The organism is Chelativorans xinjiangensis, from assembly GCF_009812055.1.
Taxonomy (GTDB): Bacteria; Pseudomonadota; Alphaproteobacteria; order Rhizobiales; family Rhizobiaceae; genus Chelativorans; species Chelativorans xinjiangense.
Window position 1 is genome coordinate 16693 of the sequence record NZ_WQNH01000042.1, and the last position, 19863, is coordinate 36555.

Genomic DNA, 19863 nt, shown 5'->3' on the forward strand with positions numbered 1-19863 from the left:
GCAACAAGCGCCCGGCCCTCCGTTCAGCCCCCAACTGGGACCGGCAGACGGCGCGTATATACAGGGTTTTGGGCTGGATGCAAGGGCGCGGGTCGGCTGAGAATGCTGGCAGTGCGAGTGAACCGTGATATTGTGGGCATATGGCCGAGAGAAGTTCTATCAAACGTGATGCCCGAACTGGCAAGTTTATCGTCGGACGTGAGGCAATGACAAAGCTGAACGAGATCGAAGGTGTCTGCCTATCCGTCTCGTCTCGGGCGATGTTCGCTGATTTCGATGACAAGGGTATACCGCATGAGGGGCGTCGCATGGCTATTTGGGAGAAGTACAGTAAAAGTGTGCACCAACTCTTGGAGCAGGCGAATGTCCTGCGTCTGACGCCCGAAGACCAGATGCGTTTCGCGGAAGCGCTCATCAATCCGCCAGAGCCTAACGCGCGGCTTCGTCGCACTGCCAAGCTTCATGGAGAGCTTGTCGAACAGACGGATTTATCTGGTTCAGGGCGCCGAACTGGTCCCTCGTTGCCACCGAACTCCCACACCTGATCTGCTTAAGATAGCGTGGTCGTAAGCAGCGCCATTCAGTGAGAATTTGTTGTGCTTCTGGCTGCCGTAAGCTTTCCAGCCGCAACGTCCAGAAACGCCCACGCCCCCACAAGGGTGGCAAGTGGCTCCTTGTCATGGCCCAACGGCAATCCACCGAGAATCGGAACATCCAATTGGCCAAGATGCTCCCGCAGCAGATCGATGATTGTGAACTCGCCTGTAAGCTCGAAGCCCGTGAATCGACCGACGGCAACCCCCGCCAAGCCTTCCAGGTGGCCAGCCTTGCGGAGCATTGTCAACTGCCGGTCGACCTGGCCCAGACGGGAGTTCACCGCTTCCACCAGAAGAATAGCTCCCTTCAGGCTTGGCAATGCCCAGCCCGCGGCCGTCGCGAGCATGTCGAGATTGCCCCCGATAAGCCGGCCCCGCGCGCGCCCTTCCGTCGTTAGAGCGGATGTCGGCTCCTCCGCGCGGGACTGGATCACGATGTCGTCGGACCCCATCAGAATATTTTGCATAAAGGCGCGGCAGGGCTCCCAAAGGGTCACTGCTCCGTGCACGCCGATCAGCCCACACTGCTTCCAAAGCATCAGATGCAGGATGGTGATGTCGCTGAAGCCGACGAGGAGCTTCGGATCGCGTCGAACGGCGTCGAAGTCGAGCCGGTCGGCGATCCGGTAGGAGCCCTTGCCGCCGCGTGTGGCAATAATCCCCCGCACCTCGGGGGCCCGGAGCGCATCGTTGAGGTCGGCGAGGCGCTCTTCATCGGTGCCGGCGAAACGGGCGAAGCTGGAAAAGGCGTGTGCGCCGAACCCCACCTTGAGGCCCCAGCTCTCCAGCAACTCGGCACGCCGGAGAATCTGGTCCTTCTCAGGCGTGCTTGCGGGAGAGACGAAACGGACCGTGTCACCCGGTTTCAGCCTTGGCGGCATCACGGCAATCACGCTCGGCTCCATCCCTCACACCTTCAGCCGATACCCGGTCTTGAAGATCCACCACACGAGCCCCAGGCACAGCGCCAGGAACAGCGAGATCATGGCGATGCTGACGGTCACGCTCACATCCGATGTCTCGTAGAAGCTCCAGCGGAAGCCGCTGATGAGGTAGAGCACCGGATTGGCGAGCGTCACCTTCTGCCAGAACTCGGGCAGCATCTCGATGGAGTAGAACGAGCCGCCGAGGAAGACCAGCGGCGTGACGACGAGCAGCGGGATGAGCTGCAGCTTCTCGAAATTGTCGGCCCAGATGCCGATGATGAAGCCGAACAGGCTGAAGGTCACGGCAGTCGCCACCAGGAAGAACAGCATCCAGAAGGGATGCCGGATCTCGATGGGCACGAAGAGATGCGCCGTCGCCAGGATGATGGTGCCGAGGATGAGCGACTTGGTCGCCGCCGCCCCCACATAGCCGAGCACGATTTCGAGGAAGGAGATGGGTGCCGACAGCACCTCGTAGATCGTTCCGACGAATTTCGGGAAATAGATGCCGAAGGAGGCGTTGGAGATCGAGTTCTGCAGGAGCGTCAGCATCATCAGCCCCGGCACGATGAAGGAGCCGTACGGAACGCCGTTGATCTCCTCGATGCGCGAGCCGATGGCGGCGCCGAAGACGATGAAATAGAGCGAGGTGGAAAGCACCGGCGACACCACGCTTTGAAGCAGGGTGCGCCGCATGCGCGCCATCTCGAAGATATAGATCGCTTTGACGGCCTCGAAATTCACCGTGTTTCCTCCACCAGGGTGACGAAGATGTCCTCAAGCGAGCTCTGCTCGGTGTCGAGGTCCTTGATCGAGATTCCCGCCCGGTTGAGGTCGGCAAGCAGCGAGCCGATGCCTGTGCGCTCGGCCTGCGTGTCGTAGCGGTAGACGAGGCGCTCGCCGCCGTTTTCCAGATCGAGGTCGTAGCGGCCGAGCGCTTCGGGGAGCGTTTCCAGAACGTCGTTCAGGTCAAGCGTGAGCTGCTTCTTGCCGAGCTTGCGCATCAGCTCCTTCTTCTCCTCCACCAGGATCAGCCGGCCCTTGTTGATCACGCCCACCCGGTCGGCGATCTCCTCCGCCTCCTCGATATAGTGGGTGGTGAGGATGATGGTCACGCCGCCCTCCTCGCGCAGCCGCCGCACGAGCTGCCACATGTCCTTGCGCAATTCCACGTCGACGCCCGCCGTCGGCTCGTCGAGGAACAGGATCTTCGGCTCGTGCGCCAGGGCCTTGGCGATCATGACGCGCCGCTTCATGCCGCCGGAAAGCTCGAGGATCTTGTTGTCTTTCTTGTCCCACAGGGTGAGATCCCTGAGAAGCTGCTCGATGAGTTCGGGCTTCGGCTTCTTGCCGAACAGGCCGCGGCTGTAGCTCACCGTGTCCCACACGGTCTCGAAGGTCTCCACGTGCAGTTCCTGCGGCACCAGCCCGATGAGTTCCCGCGCGGCACGGAACTCGCTGATGATGTCGTGGCCCTGCACGCTGACCTTGCCGTTGGTCGGATTGACGATGCCGCAGACGATGGAGATCAGCGTCGTCTTGCCGGCGCCGTTGGGGCCGAGCAGGGCGAGGATCTCGCCGTTGCGGATGTCGAGGTCGACCTCCTGCAGGGCTGCAAGACCCGAATCGTAAACTTTGGAAAGCTTGGAAATGGAGATCGCGTGCTGCATGGAAGACCGTCGATGTGGCTGGGGAATGGAACGGCACTCGATACGCGCCATGGTGCGGCACACTGAGCGGCACCGGAAGCCAAAGCCGGTCTCATATAGGCCACTTGGCCTCCGGTTGCCATACCGGCGTTTCGGAGAGGGTGACATCTCCTGACACGGCCGCCGCAGCGGCCCGCAAAATCAATCGTTTGCCGGGTCCAACTCGGCGATCAGCGCAAGCTGCGCGCACTTGAAGACCGCATAGAGCGCGGGCAGGCCGATCAGCACGGCCACCACCTCCGTCCCCATTGCGCCAAGGCCGAGGAGCCCGGAGAGCGCCCATACGCTTGCTCCCCAGCCGGCGAACACTTCGGTGGCGATGAAGAGCGTCACGGACACGAAACCGACGGCGCGCATCAGGGTCCATCTACGGGTGGAACGGGCAGGGCCGGTCGTGTCGCCGGCGGAAGCGGGAGCGCTTTGAGACATGAGAGTGGTTCCGAATACGGGGCAACGCGCGAAAAGCCAGTGGTGCGATCCCTGACAGATGGTACCCCTCTGTCAGGGCAAATCGCCCCACCAGATCAATAGCTTGTGGGCTGACTTATCCAAAGAGGTGGGTACCATCCGTTTGGATCAGACCACTAGCGGACCGAATTGTGGAGTTTTCGTGTCCGCCGCCGGCGCAGACACCGGCAAAAGGCTTGACGCGGCTTGGCTGTTGCGCCACCACGTGCGCCCCAACGGGCAATCAAGACGTGGGAGTAGCCGGCAATGAGCATCGCCTTCACTTTTCCCGGCCAGGGCAGCCAGGCGGTCGGCATGGGACGCGATCTGGCAGAAGCTTTTCCGGAAGCGCGCGCGGTCTTCGACGAGGTGGACGAGGCGCTCTCCCAAAGGCTTTCCAAGGTCATGTGGGAAGGGCCGGAAGACGAATTGACGCTGACAGCCAACGCCCAGCCCGCTCTGATGGCCGTCTCCATGGCGACTATCCGCGTGATGGAGAAGGGCGGCCTGTCGCTGAAAGACAAGGTCGCCTATGTCGCCGGCCATTCGCTGGGCGAATATTCGGCCCTTTGCGCGGCCGGCACCTTCAGCCTTGCCGACACGGCCCGCCTCCTGCGCATCCGCGGCAACGCCATGCAGGCCGCCGTCCCGGTGGGCGAGGGCGCCATGGCGGCCATCATCGGCCTTGAGACGGGTGATGTCGAGGCGATCTGCACGGAAGCCGGAAAGGGCTCCGTCTGTCAGGTCGCCAACGACAATGGCGGCGGCCAGCTTGTCATCTCCGGCGCCGCGCCCGCCGTGGAGGAGGCCGCCAGGCTTGCCACCGACAGGGGGGCCAGGCGCGCCATCATGCTGCCGGTCTCCGCCCCCTTCCACTCCGCCCTCATGGCGCCTGCCGCCGAGCGCATGCGCGAAGCCCTGGCCGACGTGGCCAAGGGCGCCCCTGCCGTGCCGGTCCTCGCCAATGTCACGGTCAGTCCGCTCAGCGATCCCGACGAGATCGCCGCCCGCCTGGTCGAGCAGGTCACGGGCCGTGTGCGCTGGCGCGAGACGGTGGAGTGGTTCGGTGAGAACGGCGTCGGCACGCTCTACGAGATCGGCTCGGGCAGGGTGCTGACCGGCCTTGCCCGCCGCATCAACCGGGATCTCGAGGCGATCGCGGTCAATGCGCCGGTGGATATAGACGCGGCGATCAAGGCGCTCGCCTGAGCGTTGTGGTAGGAATTTCCCGAGCAGATTCGAAAAAGGATCAGGTCATGTTCGATCTCAGTGGCCGCAAGGCGCTCATCACCGGAGCATCCGGCGGCATCGGCGAGGCCGTTGCCCGTGCTCTTCACGCACAGGGCGCCATCGTCGGCCTGCACGGCACACGCGTCGAGAAGCTGGAGAGCCTTGCAGGCGAGCTTGGGGAGCGCACGAAGGTTTTTCCCGCCAACCTGTCCGACCGCAACGAAGTCAAGGCCATGGCCGCAAAAGCGGAATCGGAGCTTGAAGGCGTCGACATCCTCGTCAACAATGCCGGCATCACCCGCGACGGCCTGTTCGTGCGCATGAGCGACGAGGACTGGGACGCGGTGCTGGAGGTCAACCTCACCTCCGCCTTCCGCCTCACGCGCGAGCTTACCCACCCCATGATGCGCCGCCGCTTCGGCCGCATCGTCAACATCTCGTCCGTGGTCGGCGTCACCGGCAACCCCGGCCAAGCCAACTACTGCGCCTCCAAGGCCGGTCTCATCGGCTTTTCCAAATCGCTGGCCCAGGAGATCGCCACCCGCAACGTCACCGTCAACTGCGTTGCCCCCGGCTTCATCGAATCGGCCATGACCGAGAAGCTGAACGAGAAGCAGCGCGACGCGATCATGGGTGTCATTCCCATGAAGCGCATGGGCTCCGGCGAGGAGATCGCCTCCGCGGTCGTCTATCTGGCTTCCGCGGAAGCCGGCTACGTAACCGGCCAGACGATCCATGTGAACGGCGGTATGGTGATGATCTGACGGAGCAGCTTGGCGCGTGCCCTGCATCGTGATATGGCGCGCGCGGTACGGCTGGCTGTCTATAAAGAAGGCGAGGACGGCTGGTGAAGGGCGAGAAAGCCGTTGATCCGGTCATCTTTTCAGCTTGATTAGCGGCAAGCCTGCCGCTAACGAAGACCGGAAATTCATGAAGTCGAGGGTTCCCACATGAGCGATACTGCAGAACGCGTCAAGAAAATCGTTGTCGAGCATCTTGGCGTCGACGCCGAAAAGGTCATCGAACAGGCCAGCTTCATCGACGATCTCGGCGCGGACAGCCTCGACACCGTCGAACTGGTGATGGCTTTCGAGGAAGAGTTCGGCGTCGAAATTCCTGATGATGCGGCCGAGACGATTCTCACCGTCGGTGACGCGGTGAAGTACATCGACAAGGCGACTGCCTGACGCCGGCGTGCCCGGCTCCCGGCTGAAACTGCCACAATGGCGGGACATTCCGTAAAAATGAGACGCGTCGTCGTCACCGGTATCGGGCTCCTCTCGCCGCTTGGCCTCGGCGCCGAGCAGAGCTGGAAGAGCCTGCTTTCCGGCAAGAGCGCGGCAAGGCGTATCGACCAGTTCGAGGTCGACGACCTGCCGTGCAAGGTTGCCAACACCATCCCGCGCGAGGGGGAGGGGGCGTTCGATCCGGACGCCTTCCTGGAGCCGCGCGAGCAGCGCAAGGTCGGCGATTTCATCATCTACGGCATCGCCGCCGCCGACCAGGCGCTGGCCGATTCGGGTTGGGAACCGAAAACCGAAGCCGACCGCTACGCCACCGGCGTCATGATCGGTTCCGGCATCGGCGGCATCGAGGGCATCGCCGAGAACGCGCTCATTCTGCGTGATCGTGGCCCCCGGCGCATCAGTCCGTTCTTCATTCCCGGCAATATCATCAATCTGGTTTCCGGCCAGGTGTCGATCCGCCATCGCTTGAAGGGGCCGAACCACGCCGTGGTCACCGCGTGCTCCACCGGCGCTCACGCTATCGGCGACGCATCGCGCCTCATCATGCTGGGCGATGCCGACGTGATGCTCGCCGGCGGCACCGAATCGCCCGTCACCCGCCTGTCGATCGCCGGCTTCTCCGCCTGCAAGGCGCTTTCCACCCGCTTCAACGATACGCCCGAAAAGGCCTCGCGCCCCTATGACCGCGACCGCGACGGTTTCGTCATGGGCGAGGGCGCCGGCGTCGTGGTGCTCGAGGAGCTGGAGCACGCCAAGGCGCGCGGCGCCAAGATCTACGCCGAGGTGGTCGGCTACGGCCTGACGGGTGACGCCTACCATATCACGGCACCCGCCGAGGACGGCGACGGTGCGTTCCGCTGCATGAGCGCGGCGGTCAAGCGTGCCGGCCTGACGCCGGCCGACGTCGATTATATCAACGCCCATGGCACCTCCACCATGGCCGACACCATCGAGCTCAAGGCCGTCGAGCGCCTGATGGGCAACGCGGCGGGCAAGGTGTCGATGTCGTCCACCAAGTCCTCTATCGGCCATCTTCTCGGGGCCGCGGGTGCCGCCGAGGCGATCTTCTCGATCCTGGCCATCAGAGACGGTGTGGCACCGCCGACCATCAATCTCGACAACCCGGAAGCCGAGACGGCGATCGACCTCGTCCCGCACAAGCCGCGCAAGCGCAGGATCGACGTGGCCTTGTCCAACTCTTTCGGCTTCGGCGGCACCAACGCCTCGCTGGCGTTCCGGCGCTTCGAAGCCTGATCGCGCGTGCGATCGGCGCTTTGACGCCGGAAATTTGACGCTATTGTGCCTCACTTTGTGGCGATGAATCCGCTGATCGCGGGAGAGGAGACGGCTGACGCGATGACGGAAGAATCGGACAATTTCGGCAGAAGGTCGGAGCAGGCGGCAAGGCCGCTCGCCGCCAGGTCGGCGCGCGAGGCACTGCGCCCCGAGGCGGGAACGCCGCCTCCGCCCAAGCGCTCGCGCCAGTCGCGCAATCAGTTTGTCGTGTTTCTGAATTTCGTCGTTTCCTCCGTCGTCTTCCTGGTGATCGTCACCGGCGTCGTCCTCTATCTCGGCAAGCGCGAGTTCGAGGGCCCGGGACCGTCGACGGCGGCCGAGACGATCCTCATTCGGCCCAATACCGGCGTGCGCGAGATCGCCGAGATGCTGGAGCGCCAGGGCCTCATCAGCGACCAGCGCATCTTCCTCATCGGCCTGCGCGTGCATGGCGCCGACGCCAGCCTCAAGGCCGGCGAATACGAGATCAAGGCCGGCGCTTCCATGGCCGAGATCATGGAGCTTCTGGAGAGCGGCAAGTCCGTGCTCTATTCGCTCACCATCCCCGAGGGCCACACGGTCGCCCAGGTGTTCAAGGCGGTGGCCGCAACCCAGGAACTCTCGGGCGACATGCCCGAGGAAACGCCTCCCGAGGGAAGCCTCGCCGCCGATACGCTGCGCTTCACCCGCGGCATGCCGCGCAGGGATGTTATCGCCAAGCTGAGGGCCCAGCAGGACGAGCTGGTCCAGAGCATCTGGGAGAGGCGCGCCGAGGACCATCCGCTGCAGAACATCGACGAATTCGTGACGCTGGCCTCCATCGTCGAGAGGGAGACGGGGCAGGCCGACGAGCGCTCGCGCGTGGCGGCCGTCTTCCTCAACCGGCTGGAGCGGGGCATGCGCCTGCAGTCCGACCCCACGGTCATCTATGGGCTGTTCGGCGGCGAGGGCAAGCCGGCCGACCGCCCCATCTACCGCTCCGACCTTGCCAAGGAAACGCCCTACAACACCTATCTGGTCGACGGCCTGCCGCCGACACCGATCGCCAATCCGGGCCGCGCCGCGCTCGAGGCGGTGGCCAATCCGTCGCAGACGGACGAACTTTACTTCGTCGCCGACGGCTCGGGCGGGCACGTCTTCGCCACGACACTCGAAGAGCACAACGAGAACGTGGCGCGCTGGCGCAAGATCGAGCGCGAGCGGAGGGCCCACGCCGAGGCGGAAGCCGCCGAGACCGATGCCCCAGAGGGCGAAGAGCGCAACTGACGCGGCCGCTCGCGGCAGGAATCGCAGGCGGTGGGGAAGAAGATGGCACTACAAAGCATGACGGGCTTCGCCCGCGCCGGGCTCGACGACGAGATGGCCGCGGTCACCTGGGAGCTTCGCTCGGTCAACGGCCGCGGATTGGAGGCGCGCCTGCGCCTGCCGCCGGGCTTCGAGCGGCTGGAGCAGCCGGCCAAAGGCGCTGTTGGCAAGCGCTTCTCCCGCGGCAACATACAGGCCAGCCTTTCCGTCACGCGCGGCGAGGCATTGCGCCGCCCCGTGGTCGACGAGGCGTTCCTGGCCGAGGTGGCGAAGCTCGCCCACCGGCTGGAGCAGGAGCACGGCGCCGCCCCGGCGACGGCCGACGGCCTTCTGGCGCTGCGCGGGGTCATGGAGATGCCCGATGTCAGCGCCGACGAAGAGGCGCGCGCACGGCTCGACGAACTCGCCCTGCGGGCGCTGGATACGGCGCTGGACGAGCTTGCGACGGCACGCCGCGAGGAGGGCGCCTCGCTCGGCGTCGTCCTGGAAGGTCACCTGGCGGCAATCGAGGCGCTCACCCTGCGGGCGGAAGCGGACGCTTCGCGTGAACCCGCCAACATCCGCGCCCGCCTCGAAGAGCAGGTACGGCTTCTCATGGACGCCGCGCCCGCCCTCGACGAGAACCGCCTGCACCAAGAAGCGGCCTTCCTCGCTACCAAGGCCGATATCCGCGAGGAAATCGACCGGCTGAAGACCCATGTCGCCTCCGCCCGTGCGCTTCTTGCCACCGGCGGTCCGGTCGGGCGCAAGCTCGATTTTCTTGCGCAGGAATTTAACCGCGAATCGAATACGTTGTGCTCCAAGTCCAATGCCGCTTCCGTGACGGCGATCGGCCTCGAACTGAAGGCGGTCGTCGACCAGTTCCGGGAGCAGGTGCAGAATCTGGAGTAGCAGGCAATGAAACCGGACCTTTCATCCAACGGCATCCGCCGCAGGGGCCTGATGCTTGTCCTGTCGTCGCCGTCCGGCGCCGGCAAGTCCACCATCGCCCGCACGATCCTCGAAAAGGTGCCGGGCTTCGAGCTCTCGGTCAGCGTGACCACGCGGCCGCGCCGCGGCAGCGAGATCGAGGGCGTGCACTATCACTTCAAGTCCCAGCGCGACTTCGAGATGCTGCGCGACAACGACGATCTCCTCGAGTGGGCCGAGGTCCACGGAAACCTCTACGGCACGCCGAAGAAGCCGGTCGAGGAGGCGATCGCCGAAGGCCGCGACATGCTGTTCGACATCGACTGGCAGGGCGCGGCGCAGCTGCGCGAGAAGATGCGCGGCGATGTCGTCTCCATCTTCGTCCTGCCGCCGACGATGGACGAATTGCTGGCGCGCCTGAAGCGCCGTGCCGAGGATCCGCAGAACGTCATCGAGACGCGGCTGAAGAACGCCCGCTTCGAGATCGAGCAGTGGCGGGAATACGATTACGTCATCGTCAACGACGATCTGGACCGCGCCTTCTCAAGCGTGCGCGCCATCATCACCGCCGAACGCCTCCGCCGCGACCGCCTGCCGGGGTTGTTCGACTTCGTGGCTGGGTTGTTGGAGGAGAAGCCGGAGTAGGTGCCCCTTTCCTTCCCCGCAAGGGCAGGGCTGTCGCATATGGAGGAGTCTTTGTTCGGCTTCGCCGGTAAAAATGACCCATATGCAATAGCCCTGTCCGCAAGGGAGAGGGGAAGGTGCCTCCTCACACCAACCGCGCGAGCGCCACGAATTCCTCGACCGAGAGCGTCTCCGCCCGCCGCGTCCCGTCGATCCCCGTTTTCGCAAGCAGGGCTTCGCCGCCAAGGCTCTTCAGGCTCTGGCGCAGCATCTTGCGCCGCTGGCCGAAGGCGGCTTCCGTCACGCGCGCCAGCTTTCCCGCCTCGACCGGCAGCGGCTCGGCCTGCGGCACGATGTGCACCACCGACGACGTCACCTTGGGGGGCGGGGTGAAGGCCTGGGGAGGGACGTCGAAGGCGATCCGCGCTTGCCCTCGCCAGCCGGCGAGCACGCCGAGCCGCCCGTAATGGCCGCTGCCCGGGCGGGCGACGATGCGCTCCGCCACCTCGCGCTGGAACATCAGCGTCATGGATGCGTAGAAAGGCGGCCAGCGCTCCGGCGTCAGCCAGCGGATCAGCAGCTCCGTGCCGATGTTATAGGGCAGGTTGGCGACGATCTTCACCGGCTCCGCACCCGCCGCAAGGGCCGCGAAATCCGTCTTCAGGGCATCGCCGGCCACGATCTCCAGACGGCCGGGATAATGCCCGGCGATCTCCTCCAGCGCCGCGATGCAGCGTTCATCGCGCTCGATCGCGATCACGCGCGAGGCCCCCTCGCTTAAGAGCGCCCGCGTCAGCCCGCCGGGGCCCGGCCCCACTTCGATGACGGTCGCATCCTCGAGCTGGCCTGCGGTGCGGGCGATGCGGCGTGTCAGATTGAGGTCGAGCAGGAAGTTCTGGCCGAGCGCCTTCTTGGGCGTGAGCCCGTGCCGCCGGATGACATCGCGCAGCGGCGGCAACCCGTCCATCGTCATGGTGCGCGCTTTTCCGCATTGTCGGCAAGGCGCCGGGCGAGCTTGATGGCCGCGATCAGGCTGTCGGGGCGGGCAACGCCCTTTCCGGCGATGTCGAAGGCGGTGCCATGGTCGGGCGAGGTGCGGATGAAGGGGAGGCCCAGCGTCACGTTCACCGTATCGTCGAAGGCCAGCGTCTTCACCGGGATCAGCGCCTGGTCGTGATACATGCAAAGGGCGGCGTCATAGTTCGTCCGCGCCGCTGCATGGAACATCGTGTCCGCCGGCAGCGGGCCAAAGGCGTCGATGCCCTTTTCGCGCAGGGCCGCGATGGCCGGCGCGATGATGTCGATATCCTCTCTGCCCATCGCGCCGCCTTCCCCCGCATGCGGGTTGAGGCCGGAAACGGCAAGCCGCGGGGAGGAGACGGCGAAGCGCTCGACGAGGTCGCGGGCGACGATCTCGCCCGCGGTCTCGATCGCTTGCCGGGTCAGGCTTCCGGCCACCTCGCTCAGCGCCTGATGCACCGTCACCGGCACCGTGCGCAGGTCCGGCCCCGCCAGCATCATGATGGCGGTGGCCGGCCTGCCGGTCGCCTCTTCCGCCAGATGGCCGAGATATTCCGTGTGGCCGGGATACCGGAAGCCCGCGTCATAGAGCGGCTTCTTGGCGATGGGGCAGGTCACGACGGCGGCCGCACGGCCCGAAAGCGTGTCCTCCACGGCGCGCGTGATCGCCTCGACCACGCCGGCGGCGTTGGCCCCGGAGGGCGTGCCGGGCGTATCGGCCAGCCTGTTCTCCAGCGGTACCACGGGAAGCGCGGTCGCAAAATGCGCCGCCGTATCCTCCGGTGAAACCTCGATGAGCGGGACATCGAGCGCCAACCGCCGCGCCCGCGCCGCGATCAGCGCCGGATCGCCCAGAACGTAGAAGGACGGCAGTCCCAACGCCTCGCGCGCCAGCCACGCGCCGAGCAACACCTCCGGCCCGATACCGGCGGGCTCGCCGATCGTCAGCGCCAGCGGGGAGGGGACAGATCCGGTCACGAGACAGCCGCAGCCTCGAGCGCCGTCAGCGCTTGGCGATGCGCGCTTTCTCGCGCAGCTCCGTCATCAGCTCCTCCGACATCTGCTGGACGGTTCCGTCGCTCTGTTCCTCGCTCTGGAAAACCATCTGCGCCACGTGATCGTCCGAGACCTCGCGCGCGCTGCACACGCCGATGAACTCGACGCCGCGTTCCGTCTCGCGCACGGGCGTGGCGCTGCCGGGGCTGGTGCTCTGCACCTGTTCCTTCCACTCCGCCGGCAGCTCCGGCGCCAAAACGCGGCCCATGTCCTGCACGGTTACGTCGATCAGCCCCTTGGCGAACTGAATGCTCGTATCGCAGCTCTGGAAGCGGTCGCGCATGGCTTGTGCCTCCCTCTTGCGCTTGGCAAGCAGCTGCGATCGCTCGGCGGACGGGATGACGAAGATCACCCGCTGCAGCATGTACTCGGTCGCCGTCGGCTTCTGTCCGCCCTGCTGCAGCATCCTGTGCACAACGTCCTGCTCGGTCAGCGAATTCCCGGAGCGCTGGCGCGCCTGCAGCAGGCGGCCCCACCCGATCTGCGTGCGCATGAACTCCTTGAAGTGTTCCTTCGTCACACCCGACTGAGCCAGGATCTGGTCCAGTTGCGCCTGCGAAAGATTGTTGGAGGAGGCGAAGCCCGCGTAGGACTGGTTGACCATTTCCTCCGTCACGGGAACCCGCACCCGCTCTATCTCCTGCTGGCGCAGTGTCTGGTCGATCATCTCCTGCTCGGCAAGCTCGTTCAGATTGCCGTTCCGCCGCATCAGCTGCAAAAGGGCGACGCGGCGCTGGATATCGTAGCTCGTCACCGCCTTGTCGTTGACGACATAGCGGATCTCCGCCGCCATTGCGGGGGCCGTCGGCGCCATGGCAACCGCCGACAATGCCGCCGCCAGGAGCGCCGCCGTCAGAAGGCGGGACCTGCCCGCCAGCGGGATTTTTTCTCTATTCTTCATGACATACTGACCATTCGAATTCGGCTTTTCCCTTCATACGCGCCACGAGAGGCAAAACCGTGGCACGGATCGCCGATCCTTCTATTCCGAAAATTGCGTGAGCGCGCCCGTACTGCTGCCGAACTCACCGAGCGTACGCAACGCAATGGTGAAACCGATTTTGTTCTCCGGCTCGTCGGTGGTGCGACTGCGCGTCTGGCTGAAGCTCATCGTATAGATGAAGCACTCGTCGTCATAGGCGAAGCCGAACGCGTTTTTCACGAGCACGTTGGTTTCCAGATCGTAGGTCGCCGACGCAAATCCACGCCAGTTTTCGTTGAAGCGCAGCGAAGCGCTTCCGCCGATCTCCCGGCGATCTTCGTTGAAGCCGTAGAGCGGCTGGCTCTGGATGAAGGCGTATTGCGCGTTCACGCTGAGCGGGCCCAGCCTGGCCCCCGCCCGCACGTCCGTGCGGCGCAGTTCGAACGTCTCTTGGTCGAAACGCCCCGCCAGGGAAGCGGAGAAGCCGTTCGGCGCCGTGAAGCCGATCAGGCCGACATAGTCGGACACATCCGTGTCTAGGCCCGAATAGGCGCCGGCGTTCACCAGGTCGGGCGCGGCATAGGAGTTCACGCCGCCCAGATGATAGGACTGGCCGAACAGGCCGTGGGCCGTCCAGCCGCCCGCGAACATGCCCGAATAGCGGATGCCGAGATTGGCCCTGGTGCCGCCCTCGATGCGGTCGTATCCGGAGAACTTGTCGCGTTCGAACAGCGTGGAGGCATCGAAGACGAGCGATTGGGCGTCCTCGTTCGGGATGCCGAGATCGTCGTGATAGGGTTCGTCTGGCCGCACGAAGATCTGCGCCATCGGCTCCAGAACATGCGAGGCGCTGGCGGTGGAGAACAGGATCGGCCAGCGCGCCTCCAGGCCGGCGGTCACCATGGACCTGTAGTAGGCGGAGCGTATGTCGCTGTTCGTCGCCTGGTTGCCGATAGTGAAGTCGCTGATCCGCGTTTCCGCGCCGGCCGACAAGTCGCTGTAGATGCCGTCGCCGCGGGCGTGCAGCATGGGAGTAAGCACCAGCCCCATGCTGGTCACGAAGGAACGCTTCCACTCGGCTTCCGCCGTCAGCCGCCCGGAATTGCCTTCCAGCCCCTGCAGCTTCGTGCCGTACATGCCCTCGCTGCGGTGCAGCGCCTGCACGTTGACGTCGAGGTTCAACTCGCCACCGGCGACCGGCTCGTCGGGCGTGTAGGAATAGTCGAGATTCGGCGCCACCCAGGGCTGCTTGTCATTGCGCGCAAGCGAATGGCTGTCGAGCCGGTTTTCCTGCACCTGGAAGTGATAGCCCCTCAAATCGAAATAATTGCGATCGTTGAGGCCGGTCAGATAGATCTCCGAGCGGTGCACCGAATCCGCGAAACCCTCGATGCCGTAGGTTTTGGAGAAGTTCTTGTCCGTTTGCGCCAATACGTCCCAGCCGAAGGCCCAGCGCGGATTGATATCGAAACGGCCCGTGGAGCCGATCATGCCGCGACCGGTCTCGAAGCGGTCGACCTTGTTGGTGCCCCATTCCTCGGGGCTCCGCTGGTGGATGCCGGCAATCTTGAGGTTGTATTGACCGTTGTCGAATTGCTGGCGCCACTCGGCCTCGCCGAGGAAACCCTGATTGGTGTAGCCGGTAACCGCTACGGTGAGATCGTAGGTCGGCGACAGCGCCAGGTAATACGGCACCGTCAGCCCGTAGCCCAATTCACTGCCGCCCTTGATGCTGGGCATGAGGAAGCCGGACTTGCGCTTCACCGTCGGATCGGCGATCTCGAAATAGGGCAGGAAGGCGATCGGCACGCCGAAGAACTCGAAACGCGAGCGCTCGAAGCGCACCGTCTTGGCCTCTCCGTCCCAGATGATCTTCTTTGCCTTGATCTGCCACAGCGGCGGCCTGTCCGGGTTTTCCTCGCAGGGTTCGCAGGCGGTGTAGACGGCCTTGTTGAAGGTGGTCAGCCTGTTTCCCGAACGCTCCGCGCTTTCCGCGGCGAAATAGGTCTCGTCGACCGTTTCCACCCTGAGCGCGTTGACGAAACCCTCGCTGAAATCGTCGGTGACGTCGATCTGGTCGGCATAGATGCGGTTGCCGTCTTCCTCGATGATCTCGACGTTGCCGCTGGCGATTACGCGCGAAGTCGCGCGGTCGTAGGTGACGCGCTGGGCCACCAGCCGATTGCCGGCATATTCGATCTGCACGCCGCCGACGGCGCTGATCGTGTTGCGGTCGTTGTCGTAGACGAGCGTATCGGCGGACAGCAGCATCTGCGCGTCCCGCGGCAACTCGCTCCTATCGAACCCCTCCACCTGCGCGGCGGCGACGGAGACGGTCGCGATAAGGGCGACAAGCGCCACGCCCAACCTGGCGCGCCGCCGGCACGCCAAGAGAGAGGCTTTGCGGCCCCCCTTCACCGCTTCCCCCGCCACTAGCCGTCCTCCTTGAACAACAGGAAGGTTACTCCGAAAAACATCGCTACGACCACCGGCACCCACGCCGCCACGAAGGGCGGCACGAATCCGGCGCTGCCGAACGCCTTGACCAAAACCGAAACGACATAAAGCAGAAAGCCGGCAAGGACGCCACCCAGAATCACCGTCACCGATTGCCCCATCCGTGCAAATCTCATGGAAACCGTCGCCGCGATCAGCGTCATGGCCACGAGGAGGGGAGGCAGCGTCACCAATGAATGAAAATGCATGGCGAAGGCATTGGCGCGCAAACCAAAAGAGCGCGCCACCTCGATCTTCGCCGGAAGCGTGAAAACCGATACCGCTTCGGGCTGTGAGAGCTGTTGGCCGACGAATTCGGACTCAAGGTTTGTCGGTACGTCTACGGTTTCCAGCGTCTCCGGGGCGCTCCCGCCGCGCCGCCTGGTGACGTCGTTCAGTTCCCAGTGGCCATCACGAAGCCATGCGCGGCGCGCGTCCAGCCTTTCGACGATCCGGTCCTCCTGGTCCATGATGAAGAACACCGGCCGCACCAGCTCCGTGCCACCCTCAAGGGCGGCATCCGCGCCGATGACCGTCTCGCCTGATTCGGTCCGCTGCTTGATCCAACGCTCGTTGCCCGTGTTTGCCCTGGTCTTGGCGCCGCGCACCTCGGCTTCGACTGTCTGCGCCCTGGAGTAGCCGGCTGCCGCGATGGGGTTCAGGACGAGCACCGCAAGCAAGCCGAAGATGAAGGCGCCGAGCGCGATCGGCGTCAGGAACTGCCAGGCGGAGATGCCGGCCGCGCGCGCGACCACCAATTCGTATTTGCGGTTGAGGCTGATAAGCGTGGCCATTGCCGAGATCAGCCCGACGAAGGGCACGACCTGCTGCATGATGATGGGCAGTTGCAAGGCGGCAAGCCCCAGCGCCCACTTCGCCGAGTAGCCTTCGAGATCGCCCGCCCGTCCGGCAATCTCGGTGAAGGTGACGATGAAGACGAGCGCGGCGATGCCGATGAAGTTCCATACCGTGATGGCTGTGTAGCGGCGAAAGAAATAGCCGCCGAGCGTTCTGCCGATCATGCGCGCCTCCGCGCCCGGCCGAACCGCCGGGAAAGATCGTCACGAACGCTCTGGAGACGCTCGTTCAGTTTTTCCGTCCAACTCGTCGGCAGTTCCATCATGCGGTTCGTGGCGATGAAACCGGCGCAGACGGCGATCATGCCGAGGGGCGCGGCATAGAGGACGAAGGAGAAGAACGGCTTCGTCTCCGCCTGGTTATTGGCATAAAAGCCCATCCAGCGCACCAGGAGGCCGATTGCCAGGGTGGTGATCATCGGATGCACCCGTGCCTCCCGGAAGGAGCGGGCATCGCCCGCCACGGCGATGCCTATGAGCGCGAAGACGATGGGATAGAGCCAGTCGGTAAACCGCTTGTGCAGTTCGGCGCGATAGCTTTGCGGGTTCGCTGCAAAGGTCTTGTCGTTCGGATCGGGGTTGAGAAGGTAGGTGAGATAATGGTCCTTGCGGTAAAGCGTCGGCGTATCCGAACCACGGGTGAACTGGGACAGATCGAAGGCGTAGGCCTCGAAGCGGATCACCGAGACGTCGCCGTTGCCGGATTGCCGCTGCACCTCGCCGTCCTGCATGACGAGAATGCTGCCGCCCTCCCGCTCCACCGTCAGGCCGCGGCGTGCGTGGTAAATCAGCTTCATGCCCTTTTCGCGGGTATCAGTGACGAAGATGCCTCCCAGTTGCCCGTCCGGCAGGCGCTCGGAAATCTGCACGAACACCCCGTCGTCCATCTTCTGAAAGCTGCCTTCCTGCAGGACCGTGGAGATCAGGTCGGCATTCGCGCCGGCCAGGATCTGGCGCAGCGCCTGGCGCGAATAGGGCTCCAGCGTGTTGTTGATGGTGAAGGCGGCGATGCTGGTGGCGATGGCGATCAGCAGGATCGGCCGGATGACGGTAAGGCGCGGGCCCCCTGCGGCGCTGATGACCACCAACTCCGAATCCGCGTTCATTGTCGCCAGCGTATGGGCGACGGCGATGCCGATGGCAAACGGCATGACGATGGGGATGACGGCCGGCAGCGTCAGCGCGCCGGCGATGAAGAAGGTCGCAGCCGACTGCCCGCTGCTCGTCACCAGGTCGATGCGGTTGAGCACCTGGGTCGTCCACACGATGAGAAGCACCCACGCCAGCGAAGCAGCGAAAATCGACAGCGTGCGCCGCAGGATGTAGAGCTCGATCACCTTCATCGGCAGATGTGTCACCTGTGTTGACGGCCACTATATGGCGCGCACGGCTCCCGTACGCCGTGGTGGTACAACGCGGACCCGCCGGTTTGAAAGGTTCGGCAGAGATTGTCCCCGTGCCAGTCTGTCGCGGACAGGCCTAACGAAGCGGAAAAGAACGCGGTTAACGATTCCCTGCACGCACTCCCCGGTGGTCTGACCCAAACAGATGCTACCCATCTGTTTGGAAAAGTCAGCCCACAAGCTATTACTCTGATGGTGGGATCCTGACAGATGGCTACCATCTGTCAGGATCCCACCACTAAGCATCGTCTAGAGGCTTATCCCATTCCACCCCCTTGTCAATTCGCTTAAAACCGCCAAGATCGCGCCAGCCCGCAAACCCTACCGGACAGGAAGCTCCATGACAGACAAACCGATCGTCGCCTTCGCCAAATTCGCTGCGCCCAAGAAAGGCAGTGTCATCGTATTGGCGCCGGAGGGCGGCAAGCTCGGCGAGGCAGCCAGGGCGTGCGACCCGGCCGACATCCTGCCCAAGGTTTTCGCAGCTGCGGATTTCTCCGGTAAGCTGGCGGCAAGCGTCGAGGCGCTGGCGCCGCAGGGCACGGATTATGACCGTCTTGCCGCCGTCGGCGCCGGCAAGGCGGATGCGCTCGATGAACAGGCCTGGCTTAAGATCGGCGGCGCCGCTTCGGCCGCCGCCAGGAACGCGACCGAGGTGACGGTCGTCGCGGAGGTCGCCGACGCCGAGGCGAGTGCCAGCGACGTGGCGCTGATCGCCCTCGGCGTCGTGCTGCGTTCCTATACCTTCGACAAGTACAAGACCCGCAAGGATGAGAACGGCGCGCCGAAGCCCGCCGCCGGCAAAGCGGTGAAGTTCACCATCCAGTGTGCCGACCCGGCGGCCGCGAAAAAGGCCTTTGCAGAGGCGGCCTCCGTGGGCGACGGCGTGCTTCTGGCCCGCGACCTCGTCAACGAGCCGCCCAACGTGCTGGGTCCGGTGGAGTTCGCGGCACGCGCCAAGGAGCTGGAGGAGCTCGGCGTCAAGGTGGATATCCTCACCGAGAAGGAGATGAAGAAGCTCGGCATGCGCGCGCTTCTGGGCGTGGCGCAAGGCTCGGTTCGCCCGCCGCGCATGGCGGTCATGCGCTGGAACGGCGGCAAGGCCAAGCAGAAGCCCGTCGCCTTTATCGGCAAGGGTGTCGTCTTCGATACCGGCGGCATCTCCATCAAGCCGGCCGCCGGCATGGAGGACATGAAGGGTGACATGGCAGGGGCGGCGACCGTCGTCGGCCTCATGCACGCGCTCGCCGCCCGCAAGGCCAAGGTGAACGCCGTCGGCATCATCGGCCTTGTCGAAAATATGCCCGACGGCAACGCGCAGCGGCCGGGCGACATCGTCACCTCCATGTCCGGCCAGACGATCGAGATCATCAACACCGACGCCGAAGGCCGCCTCGTTTTGGCCGACCTGTTGTGGTACTGCAACGAGGAGTTCAAGCCCCAGTTCATGGTCAATCTGGCGACCCTGACCGGCGCCATCCTGGTTGCGCTGGGCAACAGCCATGCCGGCCTGTTCTCCAACGACGACGCGCTTGCCGAGCGCCTGACGGCGGCCGGAACCGTGACGGGTGAGAAGGTCTGGCGCATGCCGATGGGCAAGGAATACGACAAGCTCATCGACACCAAGAACGCCGATATGAAGAACACCGGCGGGCGCCACGCCGGCTCCATCACCGCCGCCCAGTTCTTGAAGCGCTTCGTCGACGGCACGCCCTGGGCGCATCTCGACGTCGCCGGCACGGCCATGGCCTCGCCGTCCTCCGAGATCAACCAGTCCTGGGCCTCGGGCTACGGCGTGCGCCTGCTCGACCGGCTGGTCGCCGACCACTACGAGAGGTGAG

Annotated in this window: 19 protein-coding genes; 9 read left to right on the forward strand and 10 right to left on the reverse strand. The window is 64.6% G+C overall.

Translation table 11 applies throughout. The features are described 5' to 3' along the window. The first annotated feature begins 206 nt into the window (after positions 1 to 206). Entirely contained in the window at positions 207 to 545 is a 339-nt protein-coding gene (locus GM910_RS20630) for a type II toxin-antitoxin system TacA family antitoxin (RefSeq protein ID WP_159590723.1), read from the forward strand. 35 nt (positions 546 to 580) lie between these two features. Here GM910_RS20630 and GM910_RS20635 read toward each other — a convergent pair whose 3' ends face one another. The 4 genes from GM910_RS20635 to GM910_RS20650 form a co-directional block, all read right to left on the reverse strand. Next, positions 581 to 1489, reverse strand: coding sequence for a S66 peptidase family protein (locus GM910_RS20635; RefSeq protein WP_246226245.1), 909 nt, complete (start codon positions 1487 to 1489; stop codon positions 581 to 583). 15 nt (positions 1490 to 1504) lie between these two features. Further along, complete coding sequence (locus GM910_RS20640) at positions 1505 to 2266, reverse strand: ABC transporter permease (RefSeq protein ID WP_159590725.1); 762 nt, start codon at positions 2264 to 2266, stop codon at positions 1505 to 1507. Then, complete coding sequence (locus tag GM910_RS20645) at positions 2263 to 3192, reverse strand: ABC transporter ATP-binding protein (protein ID WP_159590727.1); 930 nt, start codon at positions 3190 to 3192, stop codon at positions 2263 to 2265. Before GM910_RS20645 ends, GM910_RS20640 begins: the two co-directional genes overlap by 4 nt. Before the next feature lie 180 nt (positions 3193 to 3372). After that, positions 3373 to 3660 carry a hypothetical protein gene (locus tag GM910_RS20650; RefSeq protein WP_159590729.1) on the reverse strand — a complete coding sequence of 96 codons (288 nt, stop codon included), beginning with the start codon at positions 3658 to 3660 and terminating at the stop codon, positions 3373 to 3375. Positions 3661 to 3945: 285 nt separating this feature from the next. Between GM910_RS20650 and fabD the strand changes: the two genes are divergently transcribed. From fabD to gmk, 7 genes are all read left to right on the forward strand, one after another. Next, positions 3946 to 4887 carry an ACP S-malonyltransferase gene (gene fabD / locus GM910_RS20655; RefSeq protein WP_159590731.1) on the forward strand — a complete coding sequence of 314 codons (942 nt, stop codon included), beginning with the start codon at positions 3946 to 3948 and terminating at the stop codon, positions 4885 to 4887. A gap of 47 nt (positions 4888 to 4934) precedes the next feature. Further along, entirely contained in the window at positions 4935 to 5672 is a 738-nt protein-coding gene (gene fabG, locus GM910_RS20660; RefSeq protein ID WP_159590733.1) for a 3-oxoacyl-[acyl-carrier-protein] reductase, read from the forward strand. Positions 5673 to 5858: 186 nt separating this feature from the next. Then, on the forward strand, positions 5859 to 6095 hold the full coding sequence (locus GM910_RS20665) for an acyl carrier protein (protein WP_159590735.1): 237 nt from the start codon (positions 5859 to 5861) through the stop codon (positions 6093 to 6095). 57 nt (positions 6096 to 6152) lie between these two features. Next, positions 6153 to 7409, forward strand: coding sequence for a beta-ketoacyl-ACP synthase II (gene fabF, locus GM910_RS20670; RefSeq protein ID WP_159590737.1), 1257 nt, complete (start codon positions 6153 to 6155; stop codon positions 7407 to 7409). 102 nt (positions 7410 to 7511) lie between these two features. Then, on the forward strand, positions 7512 to 8696 hold the full coding sequence (mltG, locus tag GM910_RS20675; protein ID WP_159590739.1) for an endolytic transglycosylase MltG: 1185 nt from the start codon (positions 7512 to 7514) through the stop codon (positions 8694 to 8696). A gap of 42 nt (positions 8697 to 8738) precedes the next feature. Next, positions 8739 to 9626, forward strand: coding sequence for a YicC/YloC family endoribonuclease (locus GM910_RS20680; protein WP_159590741.1), 888 nt, complete (start codon positions 8739 to 8741; stop codon positions 9624 to 9626). A gap of 6 nt (positions 9627 to 9632) precedes the next feature. Next, a complete protein-coding gene (gene gmk, locus GM910_RS20685; protein ID WP_159590743.1) occupies positions 9633 to 10289 on the forward strand; it encodes a guanylate kinase in 657 nt (218 codons plus the stop codon). Positions 10290 to 10413: 124 nt separating this feature from the next. Here gmk and rsmA read toward each other — a convergent pair whose 3' ends face one another. The 6 genes from rsmA to lptF all read right to left on the reverse strand — a co-directional run bounded on the left by rsmA (position 10414) and on the right by lptF (position 17962). Then, entirely contained in the window at positions 10414 to 11241 is an 828-nt protein-coding gene (gene rsmA / locus GM910_RS20690; RefSeq protein WP_159590745.1) for a 16S rRNA (adenine(1518)-N(6)/adenine(1519)-N(6))-dimethyltransferase RsmA, read from the reverse strand. Then, positions 11238 to 12266, reverse strand: a complete 1029-nt coding sequence (gene pdxA, locus GM910_RS20695; protein ID WP_159590747.1) for a 4-hydroxythreonine-4-phosphate dehydrogenase PdxA — start codon at positions 12264 to 12266, stop codon at positions 11238 to 11240. The genes rsmA and pdxA overlap by 4 nt, the downstream gene beginning before the upstream one ends. Positions 12267 to 12291: 25 nt before the next feature. After that, a complete protein-coding gene (locus GM910_RS20700) occupies positions 12292 to 13245 on the reverse strand; it encodes a peptidylprolyl isomerase (RefSeq protein WP_159590749.1) in 954 nt (317 codons plus the stop codon). 81 nt (positions 13246 to 13326) lie between these two features. After that, positions 13327 to 15537 (reverse strand): LPS-assembly protein LptD, encoded by a 2211-nt coding sequence (locus GM910_RS20705; RefSeq protein WP_159590873.1) that lies wholly within the window; start codon positions 15535 to 15537, stop codon positions 13327 to 13329. Between the two features lie 161 nt (positions 15538 to 15698). Beyond that, on the reverse strand, positions 15699 to 16784 hold the full coding sequence (gene lptG, locus GM910_RS20710) for an LPS export ABC transporter permease LptG (protein WP_159590751.1): 1086 nt from the start codon (positions 16782 to 16784) through the stop codon (positions 15699 to 15701). Further along, positions 16781 to 17962 (reverse strand): LPS export ABC transporter permease LptF, encoded by a 1182-nt coding sequence (lptF, locus tag GM910_RS20715; RefSeq protein ID WP_159590753.1) that lies wholly within the window; start codon positions 17960 to 17962, stop codon positions 16781 to 16783. The genes lptG and lptF overlap by 4 nt, the downstream gene beginning before the upstream one ends. A 400-nt stretch (positions 17963 to 18362) precedes the next feature. Between lptF and GM910_RS20720 the strand changes: the two genes are divergently transcribed. Next, entirely contained in the window at positions 18363 to 19862 is a 1500-nt protein-coding gene (locus tag GM910_RS20720; RefSeq protein ID WP_159590755.1) for a leucyl aminopeptidase, read from the forward strand. Position 19863 lies beyond the last annotated feature (1 nt).